The sequence below is a fragment of the Lacibacter sp. genome (assembly GCF_035299325.1).
In the GTDB taxonomy this organism is placed as follows: Bacteria; Bacteroidota; Bacteroidia; order Chitinophagales; family Chitinophagaceae; genus Lacibacter.
This window is the reverse complement of the sequence record NZ_DATGWT010000029.1, coordinates 97,558-118,006: the sequence shown is the minus strand read 5'-3', so window position 1 is coordinate 118,006 and position 20,449 is coordinate 97,558. Positions and strand designations below refer to the sequence as shown.

At 41.3% G+C, this 20,449-nt stretch carries 15 protein-coding genes; 7 read left to right on the top strand and 8 right to left on the bottom strand.

All coding sequences use genetic code 11. The features are described from left to right. Positions 1 to 25: 25 nt before the first annotated feature. On the bottom strand, positions 26 to 574 hold the full coding sequence (locus VK159_RS17530) for a sigma-70 family RNA polymerase sigma factor (RefSeq protein WP_324231465.1): 549 nt from the start codon (positions 572 to 574) through the stop codon (positions 26 to 28). Positions 575 to 971: 397 nt separating this feature from the next. Between VK159_RS17530 and VK159_RS17525 the strand changes: the two genes are divergently transcribed. After that, a complete protein-coding gene (locus VK159_RS17525) occupies positions 972 to 1,553 on the top strand; it encodes a hypothetical protein (RefSeq protein ID WP_324231464.1) in 582 nt (193 codons plus the stop codon). 147 nt (positions 1,554 to 1,700) lie between these two features. Here the strand turns inward: VK159_RS17525 and VK159_RS17520 are convergent, their stop codons facing one another. The 5 genes from VK159_RS17520 to VK159_RS17500 form a co-directional block, all read right to left on the bottom strand. Then, on the bottom strand, positions 1,701 to 2,660 hold the full coding sequence (locus tag VK159_RS17520; protein ID WP_324231463.1) for a transketolase family protein: 960 nt from the start codon (positions 2,658 to 2,660) through the stop codon (positions 1,701 to 1,703). Positions 2,661 to 2,839: 179 nt separating this feature from the next. Beyond that, positions 2,840 to 3,895 (bottom strand): UDP-glucose 4-epimerase GalE, encoded by a 1,056-nt coding sequence (gene galE, locus VK159_RS17515; protein ID WP_324231462.1) that lies wholly within the window; start codon positions 3,893 to 3,895, stop codon positions 2,840 to 2,842. 22 nt (positions 3,896 to 3,917) lie between these two features. Next, the gene (gene rfbA, locus VK159_RS17510; RefSeq protein WP_324231461.1) at positions 3,918 to 4,781 is read right to left on the bottom strand and encodes a glucose-1-phosphate thymidylyltransferase RfbA; all 864 of its coding nucleotides are present in this window, start codon (positions 4,779 to 4,781) and stop codon (positions 3,918 to 3,920) included. 192 nt (positions 4,782 to 4,973) lie between these two features. Next, the gene (locus tag VK159_RS17505; protein WP_324231460.1) at positions 4,974 to 6,113 is read right to left on the bottom strand and encodes an inorganic phosphate transporter; all 1,140 of its coding nucleotides are present in this window, start codon (positions 6,111 to 6,113) and stop codon (positions 4,974 to 4,976) included. A gap of 103 nt (positions 6,114 to 6,216) precedes the next feature. Beyond that, entirely contained in the window at positions 6,217 to 6,867 is a 651-nt protein-coding gene (locus VK159_RS17500) for a DUF47 domain-containing protein (RefSeq protein WP_255460292.1), read from the bottom strand. Positions 6,868 to 7,016: 149 nt separating this feature from the next. Between VK159_RS17500 and VK159_RS17495 the strand changes: the two genes are divergently transcribed. The 3 genes from VK159_RS17495 to VK159_RS17485 all read left to right on the top strand — a co-directional run bounded on the left by VK159_RS17495 (position 7,017) and on the right by VK159_RS17485 (position 12,650). Beyond that, positions 7,017 to 8,324, top strand: coding sequence for a porin (locus VK159_RS17495; protein WP_324231459.1), 1,308 nt, complete (start codon positions 7,017 to 7,019; stop codon positions 8,322 to 8,324). A gap of 101 nt (positions 8,325 to 8,425) precedes the next feature. After that, entirely contained in the window at positions 8,426 to 11,239 is a 2,814-nt protein-coding gene (locus VK159_RS17490) for a carboxypeptidase regulatory-like domain-containing protein (protein WP_324231458.1), read from the top strand. 37 nt (positions 11,240 to 11,276) lie between these two features. After that, positions 11,277 to 12,650 carry a hypothetical protein gene (locus VK159_RS17485; RefSeq protein WP_324231457.1) on the top strand — a complete coding sequence of 458 codons (1,374 nt, stop codon included), beginning with the start codon at positions 11,277 to 11,279 and terminating at the stop codon, positions 12,648 to 12,650. A gap of 465 nt (positions 12,651 to 13,115) precedes the next feature. Here VK159_RS17485 and VK159_RS17480 read toward each other — a convergent pair whose 3' ends face one another. Both VK159_RS17480 and VK159_RS17475 read right to left on the bottom strand, forming a co-directional pair. Next, a complete protein-coding gene (locus VK159_RS17480) occupies positions 13,116 to 14,177 on the bottom strand; it encodes a sensor histidine kinase (protein ID WP_324231456.1) in 1,062 nt (353 codons plus the stop codon). 33 nt (positions 14,178 to 14,210) lie between these two features. After that, positions 14,211 to 14,897, bottom strand: coding sequence for a response regulator transcription factor (locus VK159_RS17475; RefSeq protein WP_324231455.1), 687 nt, complete (start codon positions 14,895 to 14,897; stop codon positions 14,211 to 14,213). Between the two features lie 156 nt (positions 14,898 to 15,053). Between VK159_RS17475 and VK159_RS17470 the strand changes: the two genes are divergently transcribed. The 3 genes from VK159_RS17470 to VK159_RS17460 all read left to right on the top strand — a co-directional run bounded on the left by VK159_RS17470 (position 15,054) and on the right by VK159_RS17460 (position 20,438). Then, positions 15,054 to 17,237, top strand: a complete 2,184-nt coding sequence (locus VK159_RS17470) for a hypothetical protein (RefSeq protein ID WP_324231454.1) — start codon at positions 15,054 to 15,056, stop codon at positions 17,235 to 17,237. A gap of 46 nt (positions 17,238 to 17,283) precedes the next feature. Next, positions 17,284 to 18,555 (top strand): DUF5690 family protein, encoded by a 1,272-nt coding sequence (locus tag VK159_RS17465; protein WP_324231453.1) that lies wholly within the window; start codon positions 17,284 to 17,286, stop codon positions 18,553 to 18,555. 95 nt (positions 18,556 to 18,650) lie between these two features. Continuing rightward, positions 18,651 to 20,438: an ABC transporter ATP-binding protein gene (locus VK159_RS17460; RefSeq protein ID WP_324231452.1), complete on the top strand. Its 1,788-nt coding sequence runs from the start codon at positions 18,651 to 18,653 to the stop codon at positions 20,436 to 20,438. Positions 20,439 to 20,449 lie beyond the last annotated feature (11 nt).

Sequence of the window (20,449 nt, the reverse complement as noted above, 5' to 3'; positions counted from 1 at the left end):
ATAGATGTTTATTGAGGTCCTTCGTTTAACGGTTGAGGATAAAATCCTCTATTTTTTTTACTGCGTGATGATAGCTGGCCTTGAGGGCGCCCTCGCTCGTTTCCAGTACACGGCTCATTTCCTCGTACGGCATCTCATCATAATACCGGAGATTGAACACAGCCCGCTGTTTTTCAGGGAGTTGTTGAATGGCCAGTTGTAATTTCCACTCGAGGCGATTAGCATCAAAATGCTTATCGGCTTTAATGGTATTGCTGAGACCTGCTTCCACCTGATCCATTGAAACGGCGGTCCGTTTTTTACGCTGTTCAAGGAAAGTGAGGCTTTCGTTGGTGGCAATGCGGTAAAGCCAGGTGTAAAGCTGGGCATCTTCCCTGAAGTTTTCCAACCCATTCCACACTTTGATGAACATATTTTGCAGCACATCGTTGGCATCTTCATGCTCTACCACCATGCGGCGGATATGCCAGTAAAGTTTTTCCTGGTATTTTTTGATGATACGGGTGTAAGCCCGCTCTTTTGTGGCAGGTTCATGGAACTGCAGCAGTAATTCCTTGTCGTCTGGTTGCGTCATTGTTGAATAGAGGTTTTCTGGTTTGGATCTTTCTATCGGGTTATAAAAATAGAAAAAGCCAGGGGTAAGATGGCTTTTGGGGTGAAAAGTTTAATGGCAATTTATAGGTTCCGGAAGTAGTAAGAAGGAATTGTTGTAAATGTTTGAGATGTGTTATGTGTACTCAAGCTTATACGAATGGGCCTTGTTTACAGGAGGGGGACTGCCAGTTTGAGCGCTTTTAATAGCTGGAAAGGTGGGCGTAAAGTGCCTTTATCCCGGCATTGGTTAGCCATACATGATTTGTTCAAAAGTGCTATAAACGCTCTTTTGCGGCAAAAAGTGGCAAAAAGTGATAAAAACGGCATAAATGGCCGTTTGTTTTTTTGCAAAAATCTGTAGTTTTTATCTTGTGTGTATGGCGAAACAAATCGGGTTATTACAAATCGTCGGTACGGTTCATGGTATTTGCTTTTACAAAATGGACGGCAAGTACTATGCACGGAAGAAGAGCAGTCTGTCGGCAGAACGGGTGAAGCATGATCCTGCCTTTGCGGAAACGATGCGGTATGCAGAGCGCTTGGGGATTGCCTCAAAGATTGCGTCTGTTGTTTACAAGCAGCTTGTGCCCGTGGGTGAACGAAGCAGGGAGAAATACAGAGAGGTTGTGGGGATGGTGATGAGAGAGCTGGCTAAAGGCGGAAGCATTTCTTTAAAGGAGGAAGGCAGCCGTGGAGACACAAAGACAGGGAGATACACGAAGGTTGCTGACAAATTACAAAGACATCCAGCAATGAAGTGGATGCCAAAGAGTTTCGTTGATCGGGCCGGCAGGCTTAACCTGTGTTTTACTGCAGGCATTGCTGATTGGTGCAGCTGTTGTACTTTTTGCAATAATAATTCAAGGTTGGTGAGTGCAGGTGAAAAATCATCCTCATATCGTGCAGCGATATATGCATCGTCGAGAATTTTCAACAGCCGTTTCTCTTCTTCCGTATAGTTTGGGAAAGAAGATAAGGTAACTCTTCAGAAGGATGATTTACGAAATGTAGAAATCCATTTTAGTTAAACTATTTGTGGATTTTTGAACATAATACAAAACCCCAACACTGCGGCCGGGGTTTCTTATTCTAAGCAAGTAGTTCTCTTATTTTCTGCTCATCACTTTTTCAGCAGCAGCCACAATATCCACTACATCCAAACCATATTTTTTCAACAGATCAACAGGTTTGCCACTTTCACCGAAGGTATCTTTTGTGCCGATCATTTCAATCGGGATAGGGAAGTTCTTTGCTGCAACCTGTGCAATGCTATCGCCTAAACCACCAATGATGTTATGCTCTTCAGCTGTAACAGCACATTTTGTTTTTTTGATGGACGCCAATACCGCTTCTTCATCCAATGGTTTGATCGTATGAATGTTGATCACTTCAACAGAGATTCCTTTTTCCTGTAATTGTAAACCGGCTTGTATAGCATACCAAACCATATGGCCACAAGCAAAGATGGTCACATCAGTACCATCGCTGAACTTCTGTGCTTTACCAATCACGAAATCACCTTCTGCAGGGGTAAAAATGGGCCATACCGGACGACCGAAACGCAGGTAAACAGGTCCGTGGTGTTCAGCCACAGCCATTGTTGCCTGTTTTGTTTGGTTATAATCGCAGGGAACGATCACCGTCATGCCGGGTAACATCTTCATCAAACCAATATCTTCTAAGATCTGGTGTGTTGCACCATCTTCACCCAGCGTTAAACCGGCATGTGATGCACAGATCTTTACATTCTTATCACTATACGCAACTGATTGACGGATCTGATCATACACACGACCTGTACTGAAGTTGGCAAATGTTGTGGTGAAAGGAATTTTACCGCCAATGGTTAAACCTGCTGCAATACCGATCATGTTTGCTTCTGCAATACCTACCTGTATAAAACGCTCAGGAAATTCTTTCATAAAAGCCTGAAGTTTCATGGAGCCGGCGAGATCGGCTGTTAATGCTACTACGTTTTCGTTCTTGCGTGCTGCTTCTAAAATACCATCGCCAAAACCGCTACGGGTATCTTTATTGCCGCTTACCTGGATATCCTGTAATGCCATTTGCAGAAGTTTAAATAAGACGTTTGTTATGTTTTATATGAGCAGGTGGAGGAAGGCTCCAGCCTCAATTTCGCTGCAAAGAAAAGGGAAAGTTTTGAGTTGAGCAGAAACAAAAAATCGCAGAACGAACGTGCGTCGGTCTGCGATTTTTGTTGCAGCAACAAGCTGCATTTATTGCATTAATTCAGGATGCTGTTCTGGCTTCCGTAAAGGCTCTCGTCTTTTTTGAGTTTCAGCTCCCACTGCCAGGCCGTATCCATCATTTGCTCAAGGCTGTATTCGGGGTTCCAGCCTAAACGGGTTCTTGCTTTATCATTGTTAGCATAAGTTGCCACCACATCACCTGCACGACGGGGACCAATTTTATAATTGAGTTTTTGTCCGCTTACTTTTTCAAACATGTTGATGGCTTCCAGTACGGTAACGCCATTGCCCGTGCCAAGGTTGAACACTTCGCAGCGGGAAAGATTTTTTTGTTCTACCAGGTAATCAATGGCCAGTGTATGTGCATGTGCAAGATCGCAAACATGAATAAAATCACGCACACATGAGCCATCTCTGGTTGGATAATCATTACCAAACACAGTCATTTGCGGTAGTTTACCAATGGCTGTTTGTGTAATGGCAGGCACCAGGTTCTGTGGCTTTCCCAATGGTAATTCGCCAATAACGCAACTTGGGTGTGCACCAACCGGGTTGAAGTAACGCAGCAAAATAGCATTGGTTGAAAAACTCTTTACCGATTCACTTACGATCTGTTCGCCCATTTGCTTGGTATAGCCGTATGGACTTTCAGCCGGTTTGGGTGGTGTTTCTTCTGTTACAGGCACCACATCCGGATTACCATATACTGTGCAGGAAGATGAGAATACAAAATGCGGTATCTGGAACTCCTGTACACATTTCAACAGGTTGATGAGTGAAAGCAGGTTATTTTCAAAATACATTAATGGGCGTTCAACACTTTCACCCACGGCTTTGTACGCAGCAAAATGAATAACGCCAGTGATGTCGGGGTTTTCCTGCAACACAGCATATGTTTCATCGTAGTTACAAAGGTCAACTTTGTAGCTTTTTACTTTCTTACCGAGAATTGTTTCGGCACCTTCCAGCAGCTTGGTGTTGGAGCGTGAGTTATTATCTACGCAAACAACATCGTATCCGTTTTCAACAAGATCAACAATGGTGTGTGCTCCTATATAACCACATCCGCCAGTAACTAAGATTTTTTTCATAAATATGTATCGCTGTATTGTTTTATTGTTTGATGAGATTCATAATATACTGTCCGTAACCGCTTTTCAATAATGGCTTCGCCAGTTCCTGTAATTGCTCTGTTGTTATAAATCCTTTGCGCCATGCAATTTCTTCGATGCAGGCGATCTTAATGCCTTGTCGCTGTTCAATTACCTGTACAAACTGTGAGGCCTGCATCAGTGAATCAAAGGTTCCTGTATCTAACCAGGCAGTGCCACGGTCGAGAATTGACACCTTCAATTTACCAAGTTTCAGGTATTCTTTATTCACATCGGTAATTTCATATTCACCACGTGGACTTGGTTTTAATTCCCTGGCGATACGCACCACATCATTATCATAGAAATATAAACCGGGGACTGCGTAATTGCTTTTTGGGTTCGAAGGTTTTTCTTCAATGCTCAAGGCGTTCATGTTCTCATCAAAGTCAACCACACCATAACGTTCGGGATCGCTCACATGATAAGCGTAAATGATACCGCCATCAGGATCGGTGTTGTTGGCGAGTAACTTGCCTAAACCTGCACCGTAAAAGATATTATCACCAAGTACAAGCGCTACTTTATCGTTCCCGATAAATTCTTCGCCTATTACAAATGCCTGGGCGAGTCCGTTGGGAACTGCCTGTTCAGCATAGGAAAATTCAATGCCCAAATTCTTTCCATCACCCAACAGCCTTTTGAAGTTAGGAAGATCCTGCGGAGTGGATATGATCAGTATTTCACGGATGCCTGCCATCATTAAAACCGATAAAGGATAATAGATCATCGGCTTATCATAGATCGGCATGATCTGTTTGCTGATGGCAAAGGTGATGGGGTGTAATCGTGTGCCAGATCCGCCAGCAAGAATAATTCCTTTCATGTGTTATTTGTTATTTGATTTTGGCCACATAGTATATCCAAAAAAGTCAGCATACTCCCGGTCAATTTCCTTCAATTTCTTTTTTTGGATATTTCACAGGTCACTTATTGAGCCGCAAAGATGCAACTACCTGCCATAAATAAAAAATCCAACCTTGGGGGTTGGATTCTTCATTAACTATTGAAATGCTGTTTAATCAAAACCGGGAATAAAAAAATGGAACAGTGCATAAACCAATGCTGCTACCAATGCACTAACAGGAATCGTCAATATCCACGCCCACAGGAGGTTGATGGTTACACCCCAACGCACCGCACTTAAACGTCTTGTTGCGCCCACACCCACAATTGAACCTGTGATGGTATGAGTTGTACTTACCGGTGCACCCAAATTAGCTGCGGTAAATAAAGTAATGGCACCTGCCGTTTCCGCAACCACACCTTCTAATGGAGAAACCTTGGTGATCTTGGTACCCATGGTTTTAATGATCTTCCAGCCGCCACTCATAGTACCTAATGCAATTGCTGAGTAACAGGCGATCGGTATCCAGTTAGGCATTTCACCTAAATGAAACTGGTTAGGATCGTAGGCAATTAAAGCTGCCATGATAATACCCATTACTTTTTGCGCATCGTTACCACCATGACCAATACTGAAAATGGCTGAAGAAACCAGCTGCAGTTTTTTATACATGTTTGCTGTGCGGTACGCTGTTTCGCCACGCCAGTGATTATAGATATAGGTGCTCACGAAAATAACACCGAGTATAAGTAAGGCCCAGCGTTCAAAATCTTTTTTGAAAGGGATCAAGAATACACTTCCGGCAACCAATCCAACTATAATGGCAATCTTAAGCCAGAAATTTCGCTGGATGGTTACGATGGTAATGAAAACTGAGATCAGCATTCCAATGATAGGGGCAAGTATAATAAAGATGAGTGTTTTATAAATACTGGTAGGATCAATACTTTCAAAACCTGCATGCGCAATAGCTGCTCCTGCAAAACCACCGATCAATGTGTGTGATGACGAAGAGGGAATACCATACCACCAGGTAAGCAGGTTCCAGAAAATAGCTGCCACCAAACCGGAAAGTACAAGCGGCATGGTGATGAATTCTTTATGTACTGTTTTTGCAATGGTATTTGCTACGGCATGATCAGTAAAAATAAAGAAGGCAATAAAGTTGAAAAAAGCTGCCCACACAACTGCCTGGAAAGGCGTTAATACTTTGGTAGAAACAATTGTGGCAATGGAGTTGGCCGCATCATGAAACCCATTGATATAATCAAAGATGAGTGCCAGTGCTATGATGATTACAAGTAAAGTCATAAGATCAATTTGAAAATAAAGGGATTTGAGAATTTGAAAATGATATCAGCATCCGTTCGCTTTGCATTTTCAAATGATTATGTTTTCAGGATTTCAAATTGGGTTATGCGTATTTAACAATGATGGATTCAATTACATTGGCTGCATCTTCGCACTTATCAGTTGCAATTTCCATCACCTGGTAGATCTCTCTTTTCTTGATCACTTCTTTTGCATCGTTCTCGGTTGCAAACAGGCGTTCAATGCTGTAATCAAATACATCGTCAGCCTGATTTTCGATACTGTTCACACGCACTAACGCATCCGTGATTTGGCGCATGTTCTTCATATCTTTTAATTCAGTAACAGCTATTTTAATGTTTTCGCAACCTTGTACAATCAATTCAGCCATTTTGCTGAAACTCTCATGCTGCGGATCTACACGGTAGAAGTTTATCTTTTTTGCAGAAGCGAAAATATAATCGGCCACATCGTCCATTGCAGTGGCGAGATAGTGAATGTCTTCACGATCAAAAGGCGTAATAAAGTTGCGGCTAAGCTCAGTAAAGATCTTATGGGTAAGATCATCATTTTTATGTTCCAGGTCTTCGATCTGGCGGAGAATGTCGGCCCTTATATCGAACTCACGTTCATTTACCATTTTCTTTAAGAGCACGGCCATTTCTAATGAGGTTACAGATACTTCTTCAAACAACTGGTAAAAAACACGGTCTTTGGGTAAGAAGAACTTCATGAATGAACTAATAACTGACATAGCGGTTTTTAAATTTCGGCAAAGGTAAAATAATGCGATTGCGACCTACCTCAATTTAATGACTTAATGATTTCTTAACACAGAGCTAATAATTTCTTAACCTAACAGGGTGAGGGGCTTAATACCTTTGCAGCGCTTAAGGAAATTACATGAATAAATTGTTTTACAGGGCTTTAGTGGCTCTGCTCATCGCTTTGCCCCTGGCAGGCAACGCCCAGTTTCTAATGGATATGATCGATACCACCAAAGAAGCAGGCAAGGGGATGCTCGGTATTTACAAGAAATTTGATCATTTGCGCCTGTCAGGCTATATCCAACCTCAGTTCCAACTCGCTGAATCAAAAGGCATAAAGAATTTTGAAGGCACCGATTTTGCTGCCAATGTAAACAACCGTTTCATGCTGCGCCGCAGCCGTGTACGCATTGATTATGTACACTTCGGTAAAGAAACCAAACCTGGCGTACAGATCGTTTTCCAGTTTGATGTAAATGAGCGTGGCTTTACCATTCGTGATGTGTGGGGCCGTGTGTTTGAAAATAAGTACCAGATGTTTGCTTTCACCACAGGTATGTTTGCCCGGCCAATTGGATATGAGGTAAACGTGAGCAGTAGTGATCGTGAAAGCCCGGAACGTGGACGCATGAGCCAAACATTAATGAAAAGTGAGCGTGACCTTGGTGCCATGCTTACGTTTGAACCAAGAAAGAAAGATCACAAGCTTCGGTTTTTAAAAATGGACCTGGGTTTATTTAACGGACAAGGTATTAACGCCACCGGTGATTTTGATAATACCAAAGATCTGATGGGAAGAATTGCTTTGAAGCCACATCCGCTTGGAAAGAAATTTATCATATCATCAGGTGTATCTATTTTGCAAGGTGGGTTATTGCAAAACACAAAGTATAAGTATAAAACAACGGAAGAAGCAGGTGTAACAAAATTGATGGTTGATTCTTCACTCACAAATATTGGTGCAGTTTCCCCACGTAAATATTACGGAGCAGATCTTCAGCTGAAATTCCGCAACCGTAAAGGTTTTACTGAATTGAGAGGTGAATATTTAACCGGAACACAAACAGGAACAGCTACTAACAGTGAAACACCTGTTGCATTGGTTGCTGCAAATGATGGTTTTCATATCCGCCAGTTTAACGGAGCGTATTTTTATTTTCTTCAACACCTGTTCTCAGAACAACATCAGCTTGTTGTAAAATATGATTGGTACGATCCTAACAGTAAAGCAAAAGGAATGGAAATAGGTGCACCAGGATCAAACTTATCCGCAGCGAATATAAAATACTCAACACTTAACCTTGGTTACGTAAATTATATTACAGAGAATGTAAAACTCTTGCTTTACTACGCCATTGTTAAGAACGAAAAAACACAATTGGCAGGCTATACAAAAGATCTTAAGGACAATGTGTTTACCTGTCGTTTACAGTTCCGTTTCTAAAGCTGTTAACATTGGCTTAATATGCAAGTAATGTTTCCTTAACGTGGCCTTCACTTTGCGATAACATTGCAGGAGTTCCTTTGCGGCATCAACCTGATACTATGCAAAGGAAAAATTTAAGGAAATTAATTACCCTCTTTTTACTTTTATTCATCGCCCTCTCTACATCTGCACAAACCGTACGCCTGAATGGCCGTGTGCTAAACCAAAAGAATGAACCTATTGCCGGAGCGTCGATTTCTGTATCGGAGATCAACCGCTCTTTTGCAGCTGATATTGAAGGCCGTTTTGTGATCAGTTTAGAAACGGGAAAGAAATATACATTCACTGTTACGGCAGTTGGTTATCAAACCAAAGCCGTGGATGAAGTAGAAGTAAAGACAACAGAGATAGATAATACAATTACTATCATGTTGAATGTTGCTGCAAAAGAAGGAACTGAAATTGTGATCCGCAGCACAGCCCGCAGAGAAAACACTTCCGGTTTATTAAGCTTTCAACGTAACAACACTTCTTTATCAAGTGGCTTGTCTGCCGATTTTATCCGTCGAACACCCGATAAAAATACCGGTGAAGTGTTGAAGCGTGTAAGTGGAGCTTCTATCCAGGATAATAAGTTTGTGATCGTTCGTGGTTTGAGCGATCGTTACAACCAGGCACTCATCAATGGAGCACAGTTGCCATCATCAGAGCCTGATAAAAAAGCGTTTTCATTCGACGTGATTCCTTCGCAGTTGATTGATAATATCATCATCAACAAAACAGCAACACCTGATCTTACCGGTGAGTTTGCAGGTGGTTTGGTGCAGATCAATACAAAAGATATCCCGACAAAAAATTCGTTGACACTTGGTGTTGGTTTTGGTTTCAATACGCAATCAGCATTTAAACAATTCATCAGCAACGAACGTGGTGCGACTGATTTTTTAGGATTTGATGACAGAAGAAACCTTCCCTCATCTTACCCGGTGAAGTATGGCGTGTTCAATACATTGTCTGCTGAGCAACGCAGAGAGATCGCTGCTGATTTCCGTGATGATGTATGGGCTGAACAAAATTCAGTTGCAGGACCTATCCAATCGTATAATCTTACATGGGCAAATGCAGTGCGTAGTGAAAAAGGTGGAGCATTTGGATCAGTAATTGGTCTTACTTACCGCAATTCAAAATTGTTGTATAACGCAACAAAGGAGTTGTTTGAAAGAGATGGTGGCCAAGCATTTTTCTCGTACGAAGATCAGCAGAATAAATACAGCACATCAATTGGCGCACTTGCAAACTTTGCATGGACGAAAAAGAATCATAAAATTGCATTGAAGAATCTCTTCAACCAACTTTATGAAGATAATTACTATAACCGTCAGGGACCAAATACAGAAAACCTGCAGGATATTTATCTACGTTCTTCTGTGGTAAACCAAAGAAGTTTACTCTCATCACAATTAGAAGGTACACATACTTTCTGGCGTGATCTGAAAGCTACCTGGAACATCAACTATTCATACAACAGTAAAGAACAACCTGATCTGCGTGTGTTGACTTATGGCCGTAGTCTTGGTACAAACGATCCATTCGCCGTTAACCTGCGTGGTAACAATACCAACCGTTTCTTCAGCAATCTTACAGATCATGCAGCGGGTTACAATTTATCACTTGCCTACACATTCAATATCGGTAAGCAAAAGCAAACCGTTAAAGCAGGTGGTAATGCATTGGTGCGTATCCGTGATTTCAGGGCGATTATCCTTGGTTATGGTGAACCTGGTGATGCAAATCTTAACCTCCTACCTTACAACAGAATTTTTGCAAGCGAAAATTTCCTGAAAGGAAATGGTTTTGAAATGACCACTTCATTACAGAACCCACAGGATAAATATTTTGGTATCTCTGCATTGAATGCAGCTTATATAATGTTTGATAATAAGCTGGGTGATAAATGGCGTTTGGTGTGGGGCTCACGTGTTGAAAGTTTCCAGCAGTTCTTAAAGTCGCAACAACAGGGAACAGATAAAGCTGTTGTGATCAATACAGAGAAAATCGATTTCCTTCCTTCGTTCAATTTAACCTATAGTCCTGTTAACAGAACGAATATCCGTATTGCGGGTTCACGCACTGTGGCAAGACCTGAGTTCCGTGAAATTGCACCGTTTACATTCTTCGATTTTGAAACCATTGCTTCAACTGCAGGTACACCTGATCTTAAACGCAGCAGTATTTTAAATGCTGATGTTCGTTACGAATGGTATCCACAAGCCGGTGAAGTTGTTTCAGCAGCAGCGTTCTACAAACAGTTTACTGATCCTATTGAATTACGTTTGAACAGTGCGAGTGTGGCAACACGTCGTCAATACCAATTCCAGAATGCAGTAAGTGCTGATCTGTATGGTGCTGAATTTGAATTCAGAAAGAATCTTTCTTTCTTCTCTAAATCTTCTGAGTGGTTAAAACGTTTATTCATTACCGGTAACGCATCCTTTATTTTCTCTGAAGTATTATTAGCTAACACAGATGCTTCTGGTAATCCATTGCCGGCAACAAGTCGTCCGTTGCAGGGTCAATCACCCTACCTCGTGAATGCAGGTTTACAGTATGATTCTGAAGGAGGATTTGGTGCATCTATATTGTATAACAAAATCGGTCAGCGTTTAGCATTGGTTGGTAATACTGATTTTGGTGATATCTATGAGCGCCCACGTGACTTATTCGATATCCAGATCTCACAGAAAGTGATCAAACGTAAAGGTGAAGTTCGGTTAACCATCAGTGATCTGCTGAATCAACCCATTCAAACATATGAGAACAGGAACAGTGCAAAAAGTTATCAACCGGGTACCGATAAAACATTCAGCTCTTTTAATCCCGGTACAACATTCACCGTTGCCTTTACTTATGATTTTGATTTAAAAGGAAAATAATTCATCAACAAAAAATTAAAAACTACAAACAAAGAATATGAAACAGCTTTTATGGACATTGGCTGCAGCAGTTACGGTAAGTTTTACTGCCTGTATTAAAGTAAACATTGATGATTCTACTACTAACACCGGTACTACACCGGTTGGAACATCGTTACAGGATAAGTTTATTTCTGCTAAAACAATCTCAGGCGTAATTAACGAGAATGTTGAGTTGCCAAAAGGCAGATATGTTTTAAAGGGATATGTGTATATAAACAACCGTGCACGTTTAACACTTGCTGCAGGTTCAGTGATTGTTAGTGATACTGTTCAAAAAGGTGCTTTGATTGTTGAGCAAAACAGCCGTTTGATCGCCGATGGTACATCAAGCGAACCAATCATTTTTACATCAGGTAAAAAACCGGGCGAACGTAAGCCAGGTGATTGGGGTGGAATTATTTTATTGGGTAATGCACCAACAAACCGTACAACAACTCCAATTATTGAAGGTGGTGTGAATGCGGTGTATGGCGGAAGTATTGCGAATGATAACAGCGGCATCATCCGTTATGTACGTATCGAGTTTGCCGGTATTGCAGCCGATCCTAACTCTGAGATTAACGGTTTAACATTGGGCGGTGTTGGTAATGGCACAGTGATCGAAAATGTTCAGGTGTCTTATGGTAACGATGATGCGTATGAATTTTTTGGTGGAAATGTGAATTGTAAAAATCTCATTGCATTTGCGACAGCCGATGATGATTTCGATTTTGATTTTGGTTACAATGGCCGCATTCAGTTTGCTGTTTCATTGCGTGATCCGAAATTTGTAGATGGCGGCGATGCAGGCAACGGTATTGAGTGCGACAATGATGGTCCGGGTACAGTTTCTTCTCCACGCACACGCCCTCAATTGAGCAACTTCACATTTGTGGGTCCAAATGGTGCAGATGGAACATTAGGTAATCACAACTTCACAACACGTTTCCGTCGTTCAACTCAATTTGCTTTAACCAACTCTATCCTTATTGGTTATCAAAAAGCAGGCTTCCAGTTTGAAAGTGATTCAACTGCTGCTGCATACATTGATGGTCGTTCACGTTTCCGTCATAACCTGGTGCATGGTGTAGTTGAGCCTTACAAAGTAAGCAGTACTTCATTGATCAATGCTGCAACAGTGCAGGCAAAGGCTGAGGGTGTAGATAGCTGTAAAACATTTGCATCAGCAAACGATGTAATGTTAGAGAATCCATTTAACCTGACTGCGCCTAACTTCTTACCTAAAGCAGGTAGCCCGGCTTTAGCAGGTGCAAGCTTTTACGGTTTAACAGGTTTTACAACTACAACTTATATTGGAGCATTCGGAACAACGAACTGGATGGCAGGCTGGACGAGCTTTACGCCACAAACAAATGATTATTCGAAATAATTTACTCGTAAAACGAGTTGAAGGATTTCCTTAAGCAAGTATCCTCTACAGCCTCCTGTTCTCAGGGGGCTTTTTTGTGTTGGAGCTGTAAGCCTTTAGCTGTTTGCAGTAAGCAAGAAATGTTCTTAAACGGCAATTGTATTGCTAAAAGCTTGCAGCTTGTTGTTGAAATAACAATTCCTACATGCTTTGATAATAATGCGGTAAAACTGCAATTGCATCTTTACATCATCAGTTAAAAACTTAATCGTTTAGCACAGTTTATAGCAATCAATCGAGGGTTCATTTTTCTCATGACTTGACTGGGAACTACACCGTTCTGATTCTTCAGGACGGTCTTTTATTTTAGGGGAAGAAGGGTTTGCATTGTGTTGTTCGTGCAAATCCTTTGTGTCTTTAGTGGTGATTTTTCTACCACAATGAATATAAAGTTTGCTGAGGGTGCCGGTTGTTGAAGAGTAATAATTATTCCCCTTCAACCTCCACACGACCCTGTAGTGTAAAACCAAATGTAGTGCCCACATCGAGCCTGCTGCGTACATGCATGGTTTGCCCGTGTGCTTCCACAATATGTTTGCAGATAGAAAGCCCCAATCCGCTACCGCCTTCCTTTCTGCTTCGAGCAAGATCGGTTCTGTAAAAACGTTCGAAAATACGGGTGAGGTGTTCTTCTGCAATGCCAAAACCATCATCACTGATTTCAATCAATACAAGATTTTCATGGGTTTTATAAGCACTAAAGTTGATGCTGCCGTTTTGTTTGCCGTACTTAATCGCATTGTCAACCAGGTTGATCAGTACCATGCGGATCTTTTCTTTATCAGCATAAACAGTAATGGGCAATTCGCAACCTTTTTTAATAAAGGTTTTGATATTCTTGGCAGCCGCTTTAATCGAAAGACTGTCGAAGATCTCGTCAACAAGCTCCTGGATCACAAAATTTTCCTTGTACAATTCCTGTTCACCGCTTTCCAGTTTCGAAATTTCATCGAGGTCATCAACAAGGTTAACCAGGCGATCGATATTCTTAGAAGTATTCAGTAAAAATTTTTTTGCTACTTCTTCTTTATGCATCGCACCACTAAGTAATGTATCAACATAACCCTGCACTGCAAAAATGGGTGTCTTCAATTCATGACTAAGATTCTGTAAAAATTCTTTGCGGTACTGCTCGTTTTGCTTGAGGGTTTCAATCTCTGCTTTCTTTTGTTCTGCCCATTTCTCCACCTCTTCACTTACTTCCTGCAAACTTTTTTCGGGTAACAGTGATTTGTTGTAGAATTCTTCCCGCTTGGTAGCTTTTGTTTGAGAAATGAATTTGTAAATGAGTTTAATATGCCGGTAGATAAACCGTTCGGTAAAATAACGGATAAGCAGGTAACTGATAATAAAGAGCACCACAAAACTCAACAAAGCGATCCACCAGCTGCGGATAAAAAAATAATTCGCCAGGCCAACCAGTAATGAGATGGTGAAGGCGTTGATCGCTGCAACCTGGATCGGGTTTATCTGACGGGAGTTGAGCATGCTGTTTGTTGTTTAATAACAAACAAATGTAAATCAACTAGTGCCAAGTTCGAACTTATAACCAACACCTTTAACGGTTGTAATACAATCGATGTTTAGTTTTTGCCTGATCTTGCGGATGTGTACATCAATAGTGCGGTCGCCCACAATTACATCAGCACCCCACACCTGGTTCAATATTTCATGACGAAGGAATACACGGCCAGGTTTTGAAGCAAGGAGAGCCAGCAATTCAAATTCTTTTTTAGCGAGTATAATATCCTGCCCGTTGTATTTAACAAGAAACTGTTCTTTATCGATCTGCAGGTCGCCCACCTTAATAATGGTTTCATCGCCTTTGAATGTTCGGCGGAAGAGTGCATTCACCCGGCTGATGAGTACTTTGGGGCTGATGGGTTTGCTCACATAATCATCGGCACCCATTTCAAGGCCTTTGATGTGATTGGCTTCATCATTTAAAGCAGTGAGCATAATAATGCGGGTATCAGCAAAATCAGGTTGAGATCGTAAGATCTGGCAAACCTCCATGCCTGTTTTGCGGGGCATCATTACATCAAGAATAATAAGATCGGGATGCTGTTGTTTGGCGGTATGCAGGGCTTCGTCGCCATCTTTTGCCTTCACAACCGTATATCCTTCAACTGTTAGATTGTATTCTAATATCTCGAGGATATCCGGCTCGTCGTCGGCAATAAGAATTTTTTTTCCTTTGGGCTCCATGACTGTGCTGCAAATTTATACGCATGCTCCTATGCAAACTCCAAGGTAATATTATAAAATTGTTAACGAGTTTTAGCGCTTTCGGCATGTTTTTGTAAGTATACCCGATGCACCGCCTCGCTGCTGAATGAAAAATAGAGGCTAATTTTGTACATAATGAGAAAATATACACTCACAGCTTTGCTTACCTGTTCTGTTTTTGGAGCTTTTGCGCAAAACAGAATAACGTTCGATACTTCGAAGATTGATATCCCGATGACCCGTGTGATATGGCATGAGAATATTGATAAGGAACAAAAACGTACCGACCGTGTTGATGGTAAGATCGATAATTTCCTGAAGCTTACGAATAATGAAGATCTGAATATCCAGATTACAGATGTGGTGTTGCGTCGTGTTGATGAATTGCAGCTCGATATAGAACGGATGGAAGGTGATAATAATTTCAAGATCGGTCAGTTGCGTTCTTTACGGGAATTGCTGCAGGCCATAGCCGTTCGTGCAAAGGATAAGGAGATTGCTCCGCTTGTTCCACAACTGTTCAATAGTTATGAAGAATGTATGCGTTTGCAGCAGAGTGGTGAAAGCCTGATGCCTGTTTTTAATAAGTTGCCCTACCAGGGTGCTGAAGTATTATCAACCATTTTTGTACAGGCCAAAGAGTTACCTGAGATCAAAAAAATGGTGTTCCTGAAAAAAGCAAGAATTGATCCATCAAATATTTTATCGGGTATTGCTCCGTTTGAGAACGAACCCTTTGCTGATAGTTTAATTATACTTGCTGCTGATAAAATTCCGTTGGAAGTGTACACCTATGCACAGGCAACAAAAACAGTTGCAGCCAGAATCATCCGTCGTAATACCAATCCAAAGGTTCAAACCATAGCAAGACTTAGCGGTATCATGAACGGTACTTTGTACCTACCGTTTCTTGATGAGTTATTGAATAAAAGACTTGAGATCGACGATATAAAGGCAGTTGTTGAAAATGAGCTGGCTTATTATAAGTTACTGGTGAAAACACAGGTGAAGTACTATGACCGTATTTCAACCGGCGATACCCCGGTTTTAGCTTCTGTATTATACCAGATGCTGGAACGTAAAGCAACCGATGTGTTTGTGAATGTGATGAATGATCTTCATGATTCACCTGATGCAGTGCGTATGCGTGTGAGCGATCCGCTTACTTCCGAAGAAATTTATTACCTCATTGTTACAACAGAAGAAGTTATTTATACCAGCACATATACTAAGTTGTATGATCGTATGATGACACGCTTCCCCGGCCGCAGAAGTGATTCATTGCTGATGACAGTTCATTTCGACCGTTTCAAGAAGTTTATTAAAATGGCGGCGAATTATAATCGTCTTGATGACTTTCTGAAATCGATGCCTGAGTTACGTGGCACACAACTGATGCATGCTTTTGTAAATGGTTTGCAGAAAACCAACTCATTGGAGGATGCAGTGGATGTGGCCGATAGTTATGGAAGTATTACCAATGTTGATCTGCAGAATTTCTTAAAGCAACAGGTGAAAAAGAATTATGAGGAAAGTTTGCAGAATAAAGATCGGAAAGGTGAAGTGATTTATAATATTCTGCAAACATTGTTTAAGTCAGCATCAGATCCATCCATGGATCTGTCTGCAATACTTGGCATACCGCCGGTATATAAAGTAGATTACAGCAGCATAGCAGATAGCAGTGGCGCAGTGGTGCAACATGTGTTCTTTTATGGTGATGAAGATGGGATAACTTCTTTCCGCAATTTCATGGGTATGTTCAATGGCAAACCTGAGTGGAAAGTGGTAACAGGTAAAGAGTGGGTAACGATCACTTCAACAAAAGGAAAGCCTTATACGATCTATGCAAACCTGCCGCTCGATTACAAACAGGATCTTGATGCAAAAGCACAGGAAAGTTTGATTAACTATCTTACAAAGAATAATATCAATCCTTCAATTGTGGTGCATCGTGGCCACAGTTATCATTTGAAATATACCATTCAGCAAATGTTGCCCTCATCACGAATTGTGATGTTAGGTTCATGTGGCGGTTACCAAAACCTGGCGAAGATTCTGAATGTAAATGAAGATGCGCATATCATCTCCACCAAACAGGTGGGTAGTTATTCGGTGAACGAACCAATTCTTCGTGCATTGAATGAAGATATCCGCAACGGAAAAAATATTGAATGGATCCCCATCTGGCAACAGATCACTGCTTCAGTTAAGGGCGATGCAAAAGCAAGCGAACTGATGAAAGATTACGTGCCACCGCACAAAAATCTCGGCGCAATCTTTATTAAAGCATACCGCAAATCAACAGGTGAAATGTAATTTGGCCGGGTGAGTCACCCGAAAAAACATTTATCTTCCCGTTGCTTTGAGTCAACAAATAAATACCCCTTCAACTTTTACAGCTAAGCAAATAGCAGCAGCAGTTTACTTAGCTGTTGTTGTTTTCTTTACTTACGCTTCCATCTTTGCATTCCGTAAACCATTTACAGTAGCAACGTTTGATGGGTTGAAATTCTGGAATGTATCTTATCAAACCCTGCTCATCATCAGTCAGGTAATTGGTTACATGCTCAGTAAATTTTATGGGATCAAATTCATATCTGAATTACGGCGGCAGGGCCGTTGGAAAACAAGTTTACTAATGGTTGGAGTGGCATGGTTAAGTTTATTATTATTTGCTGTTGTTCCTGTTCCATTTGGAATGCTTTGTTTTCTTATTAATGGATTTACACTTGGTTTTATGTGGGGTGTTATATTTAGTTATGTTGAAGGAAGAAGGGCAACTGATTTTATTGGTGTGGTGCTGGCCGTGAGTTTCATTTTTGCAGGTGGCTTCAGCAGGAGTGTAGGCAAATGGTTATTGCTCGATTGGAATGTCAGTGAATACTGGATGCCGTTTGCAACAGCTTCTTTGTTTGCTGTGCCGTTGGTTGTTTTTTATGCGCTGCTTGAAAAAGCTCCTTTCCCGGATACAGATGATGTAGCAGAACGAACAGTGCGTTTGCCAATGAATCAACCGGAACGAAAGAAATTTTTACAACAGTTCAGCGCTGGCGTTGTTGCGTTTGTCATTATTTATTTATTGCTCACTATTATGCGTGATCTCCGTGATAATTATATGGGCAATATGTGGACTGAGCTTGGTTATGGTGGCAATGCATCCGTATTTGCAAAAACAGAAACCATTACTTCGTTGGTGGTGCTTGGATTGATCGGTATGCTTGTGTTTGTGCGAAAGAATATGCGTGCTTTCCGCATTATTCATGTGTTGCTGATCGTTGGATTTTTATTGACGGGCATTGCTTCATTCTTATACAGGCAATCATTGCTCGATGGTGCCTTGTGGATGCAGCTCACCGGGTTGGGTCTTTATATTTCTTATGTATTGTTTAATAGTGTGTTCTTCGAACGGCTGCTTGCATCCTTCAGCATTGCAGGTAATGTTGGCTTCTTAATTTATACCGCCGATGCATGGGGTTATCTCGGCAGTATTTCAGTGATGTTATCAAAAGAATTGCTGAAACTACAATTGAACTGGGTTTCGTTTTATTCGCAGTTGGTGATTGTGTTTGCGGCAGTGGGTGTGCTGGCCAGTTTGTTTTCATTGTTCTATTTTAACCGCAAATACAAATCGTAGGCTTTGCCATTCATCCTTTTTAGCTTCCGGTTAATATCCTGTATTGCTGCCGCAAAATGAAAGCGTTTAACTTTGCCCCTAAATTTTAAAAAGGCTTGGCACAGAAAGAAGGGAAAAAACAAGTATTCGATTTCCGTTTACTCGGCAGGATCATCCGCTATGCATCGCCATACAGAAGACGACTGAACAGCTCAATCATCCTGGCGATTGTTTTGGCAGTAATGGCGCCCATTCGTCCATGGTTGATCAACACAACGGTGAATGATTATATACAGCACAATGTTGCCGAAATGGTGATCCGCATTACCATCTTCCAGATTGCTCTCATCATTCTTGAAACTGTTCTTCGTTTTTTCTTTTCTTATTATACAGCATGGCTTGGACAAACAGTGGTAAGAGACCTGCGTGTCAATGTCTTCAAAAAAATACTTGGCTTAAATCTCCGCCAGTTCGACCAAACACCTATTGGTACTTTAACCACACGCACAGTTAATGATATTGAAACCATCAGTGATGTATTTGCAGAAGGCTTCATACCAATTCTTGCGGATTTTCTAACCATCATCGCTGTATTGTTTACGATGTTTTATATCAACTGGCAGTTGACGCTGGTTTGTTTAATTCCTTTTCCATTCCTTATTCTAGCCACCTATTATTTTAAAGAAAGTGTAAATAAAAGTTTTCATCGTGTGCGAAATGCAGTGGCAGCACTCAATGCTTTTGTACAGGAGCATATACAAGGTATGCAGGTTGTGCAGGCATTTGCCGTAGAGCAAAAAGAGCTTAATAAATTTAATAAGATCAACAGAGATCACCGCAATGCTAATATTCATGCCATTTTCGCTTACTCGGTATTCTTTCCGGTAGTGGAAATTATTTTGGCAATATCATTGGGTTTGTTGGTTTGGTTTGGGGCAGGACAAGCAGTATCAGCTACAAATGGTGAGGCGGCAAAAATGGCTGGTGAAATTATGGCGTTCATCATTTTGCTGAATATGTTGTTTCGTCCGCTTCGTTTTATTGCCGATAAATTCAACGTATTGCAAATGGGTATGGTGGCGAGCGAACGTGTATTTAAAGTGATGGATAATACGGATGAGATTGCGCCTTCTGCTCATCATGCATTTCAACCCGAAGGTGCTGTGCCCGGTAAAATTGAATTTGATCATGTGTGGTTTGCTTATAACGATGAGAACTGGGTATTGAAAGATCTTTCGTTCACCGTAAATCCGGGTGATACCGTTGCTATTGTTGGGCATACAGGTAGTGGTAAAACATCTATCATAAGTTTGCTCAACCGTCTTTATCATATTCAGAAGGGTGCTATTAAGCTCGATGGCGTTGAATTAGAAGATTATGAATTGGATGCTTTACGCAGTAAGGTTGGTGTGGTATTGCAGGATGTGTTCCTGTTTGCAGGTACCATTACAGATAATGTAACACTGCGTAATGAAAACATCAGTAAAGAAAGAGTGATAGAAGCAGCCAAACTTATCGGTCTGCACGATTTCATCATGCGTTTGCCGGGCAATTATGATTTTAATGTAATGGAACGTGGTGCCACCATGAGCCAGGGACAGCGGCAACTGTTGAGTTTCATCCGGGCATTATTATTCAATCCATCTGTTTTGATCCTGGATGAAGCCACTTCATCTGTTGATACAGAAACCGAACAAATGATCCAGCATGCCATCGATAAGCTGATTGAAGGCCGCACTTCCATTGTGATTGCACATCGACTTTCAACAATCCGCAAAGCCGATAAGATCATTGTATTAGATAAGGGTGAGATCAAGGAAATGGGCACCCACGATGAATTACTTTTGCTCGGCGGTTATTATGCCAAGCTGCATGAAATGCAGTTTTCGAAGGCTGTAGTTTAACTTATGCTCAA

What these genes read in the sequence shown, in the direction of transcription:
- galE (WP_324231462.1), bottom strand. Translation starts at nt 3,895, where the DNA reads ATGAAAAAAATCTTAGTTACTGGCGGATGTGGTTATATAGGAGCACAC.
- VK159_RS17505 (WP_324231460.1), bottom strand. Translation starts at nt 6,113, where the DNA reads ATGACTTTACTTGTAATCATCATAGCACTGGCACTCATCTTTGATTAT.
- VK159_RS17475 (WP_324231455.1), bottom strand. Translation starts at nt 14,897, where the DNA reads ATGGAGCCCAAAGGAAAAAAAATTCTTATTGCCGACGACGAGCCGGAT.
- rfbA (WP_324231461.1), bottom strand. Translation starts at nt 4,781, where the DNA reads ATGAAAGGAATTATTCTTGCTGGCGGATCTGGCACACGATTACACCCC.
- VK159_RS17485 (WP_324231457.1), top strand. Translation starts at nt 11,277, where the DNA reads ATGAAACAGCTTTTATGGACATTGGCTGCAGCAGTTACGGTAAGTTTT.
- VK159_RS17500 (WP_255460292.1), bottom strand. Translation starts at nt 6,867, where the DNA reads ATGTCAGTTATTAGTTCATTCATGAAGTTCTTCTTACCCAAAGACCGT.
- VK159_RS17520 (WP_324231463.1), bottom strand. Translation starts at nt 2,660, where the DNA reads ATGGCATTACAGGATATCCAGGTAAGCGGCAATAAAGATACCCGTAGC.
- VK159_RS17530 (WP_324231465.1), bottom strand. Translation starts at nt 574, where the DNA reads ATGACGCAACCAGACGACAAGGAATTACTGCTGCAGTTCCATGAACCT.
- VK159_RS17490 (WP_324231458.1), top strand. Translation starts at nt 8,426, where the DNA reads ATGCAAAGGAAAAATTTAAGGAAATTAATTACCCTCTTTTTACTTTTA.
- VK159_RS17470 (WP_324231454.1), top strand. Translation starts at nt 15,054, where the DNA reads ATGAGAAAATATACACTCACAGCTTTGCTTACCTGTTCTGTTTTTGGA.
- VK159_RS17480 (WP_324231456.1), bottom strand. Translation starts at nt 14,177, where the DNA reads ATGCTCAACTCCCGTCAGATAAACCCGATCCAGGTTGCAGCGATCAAC.
- VK159_RS17495 (WP_324231459.1), top strand. Translation starts at nt 7,017, where the DNA reads ATGAATAAATTGTTTTACAGGGCTTTAGTGGCTCTGCTCATCGCTTTG.
- VK159_RS17525 (WP_324231464.1), top strand. Translation starts at nt 972, where the DNA reads ATGGCGAAACAAATCGGGTTATTACAAATCGTCGGTACGGTTCATGGT.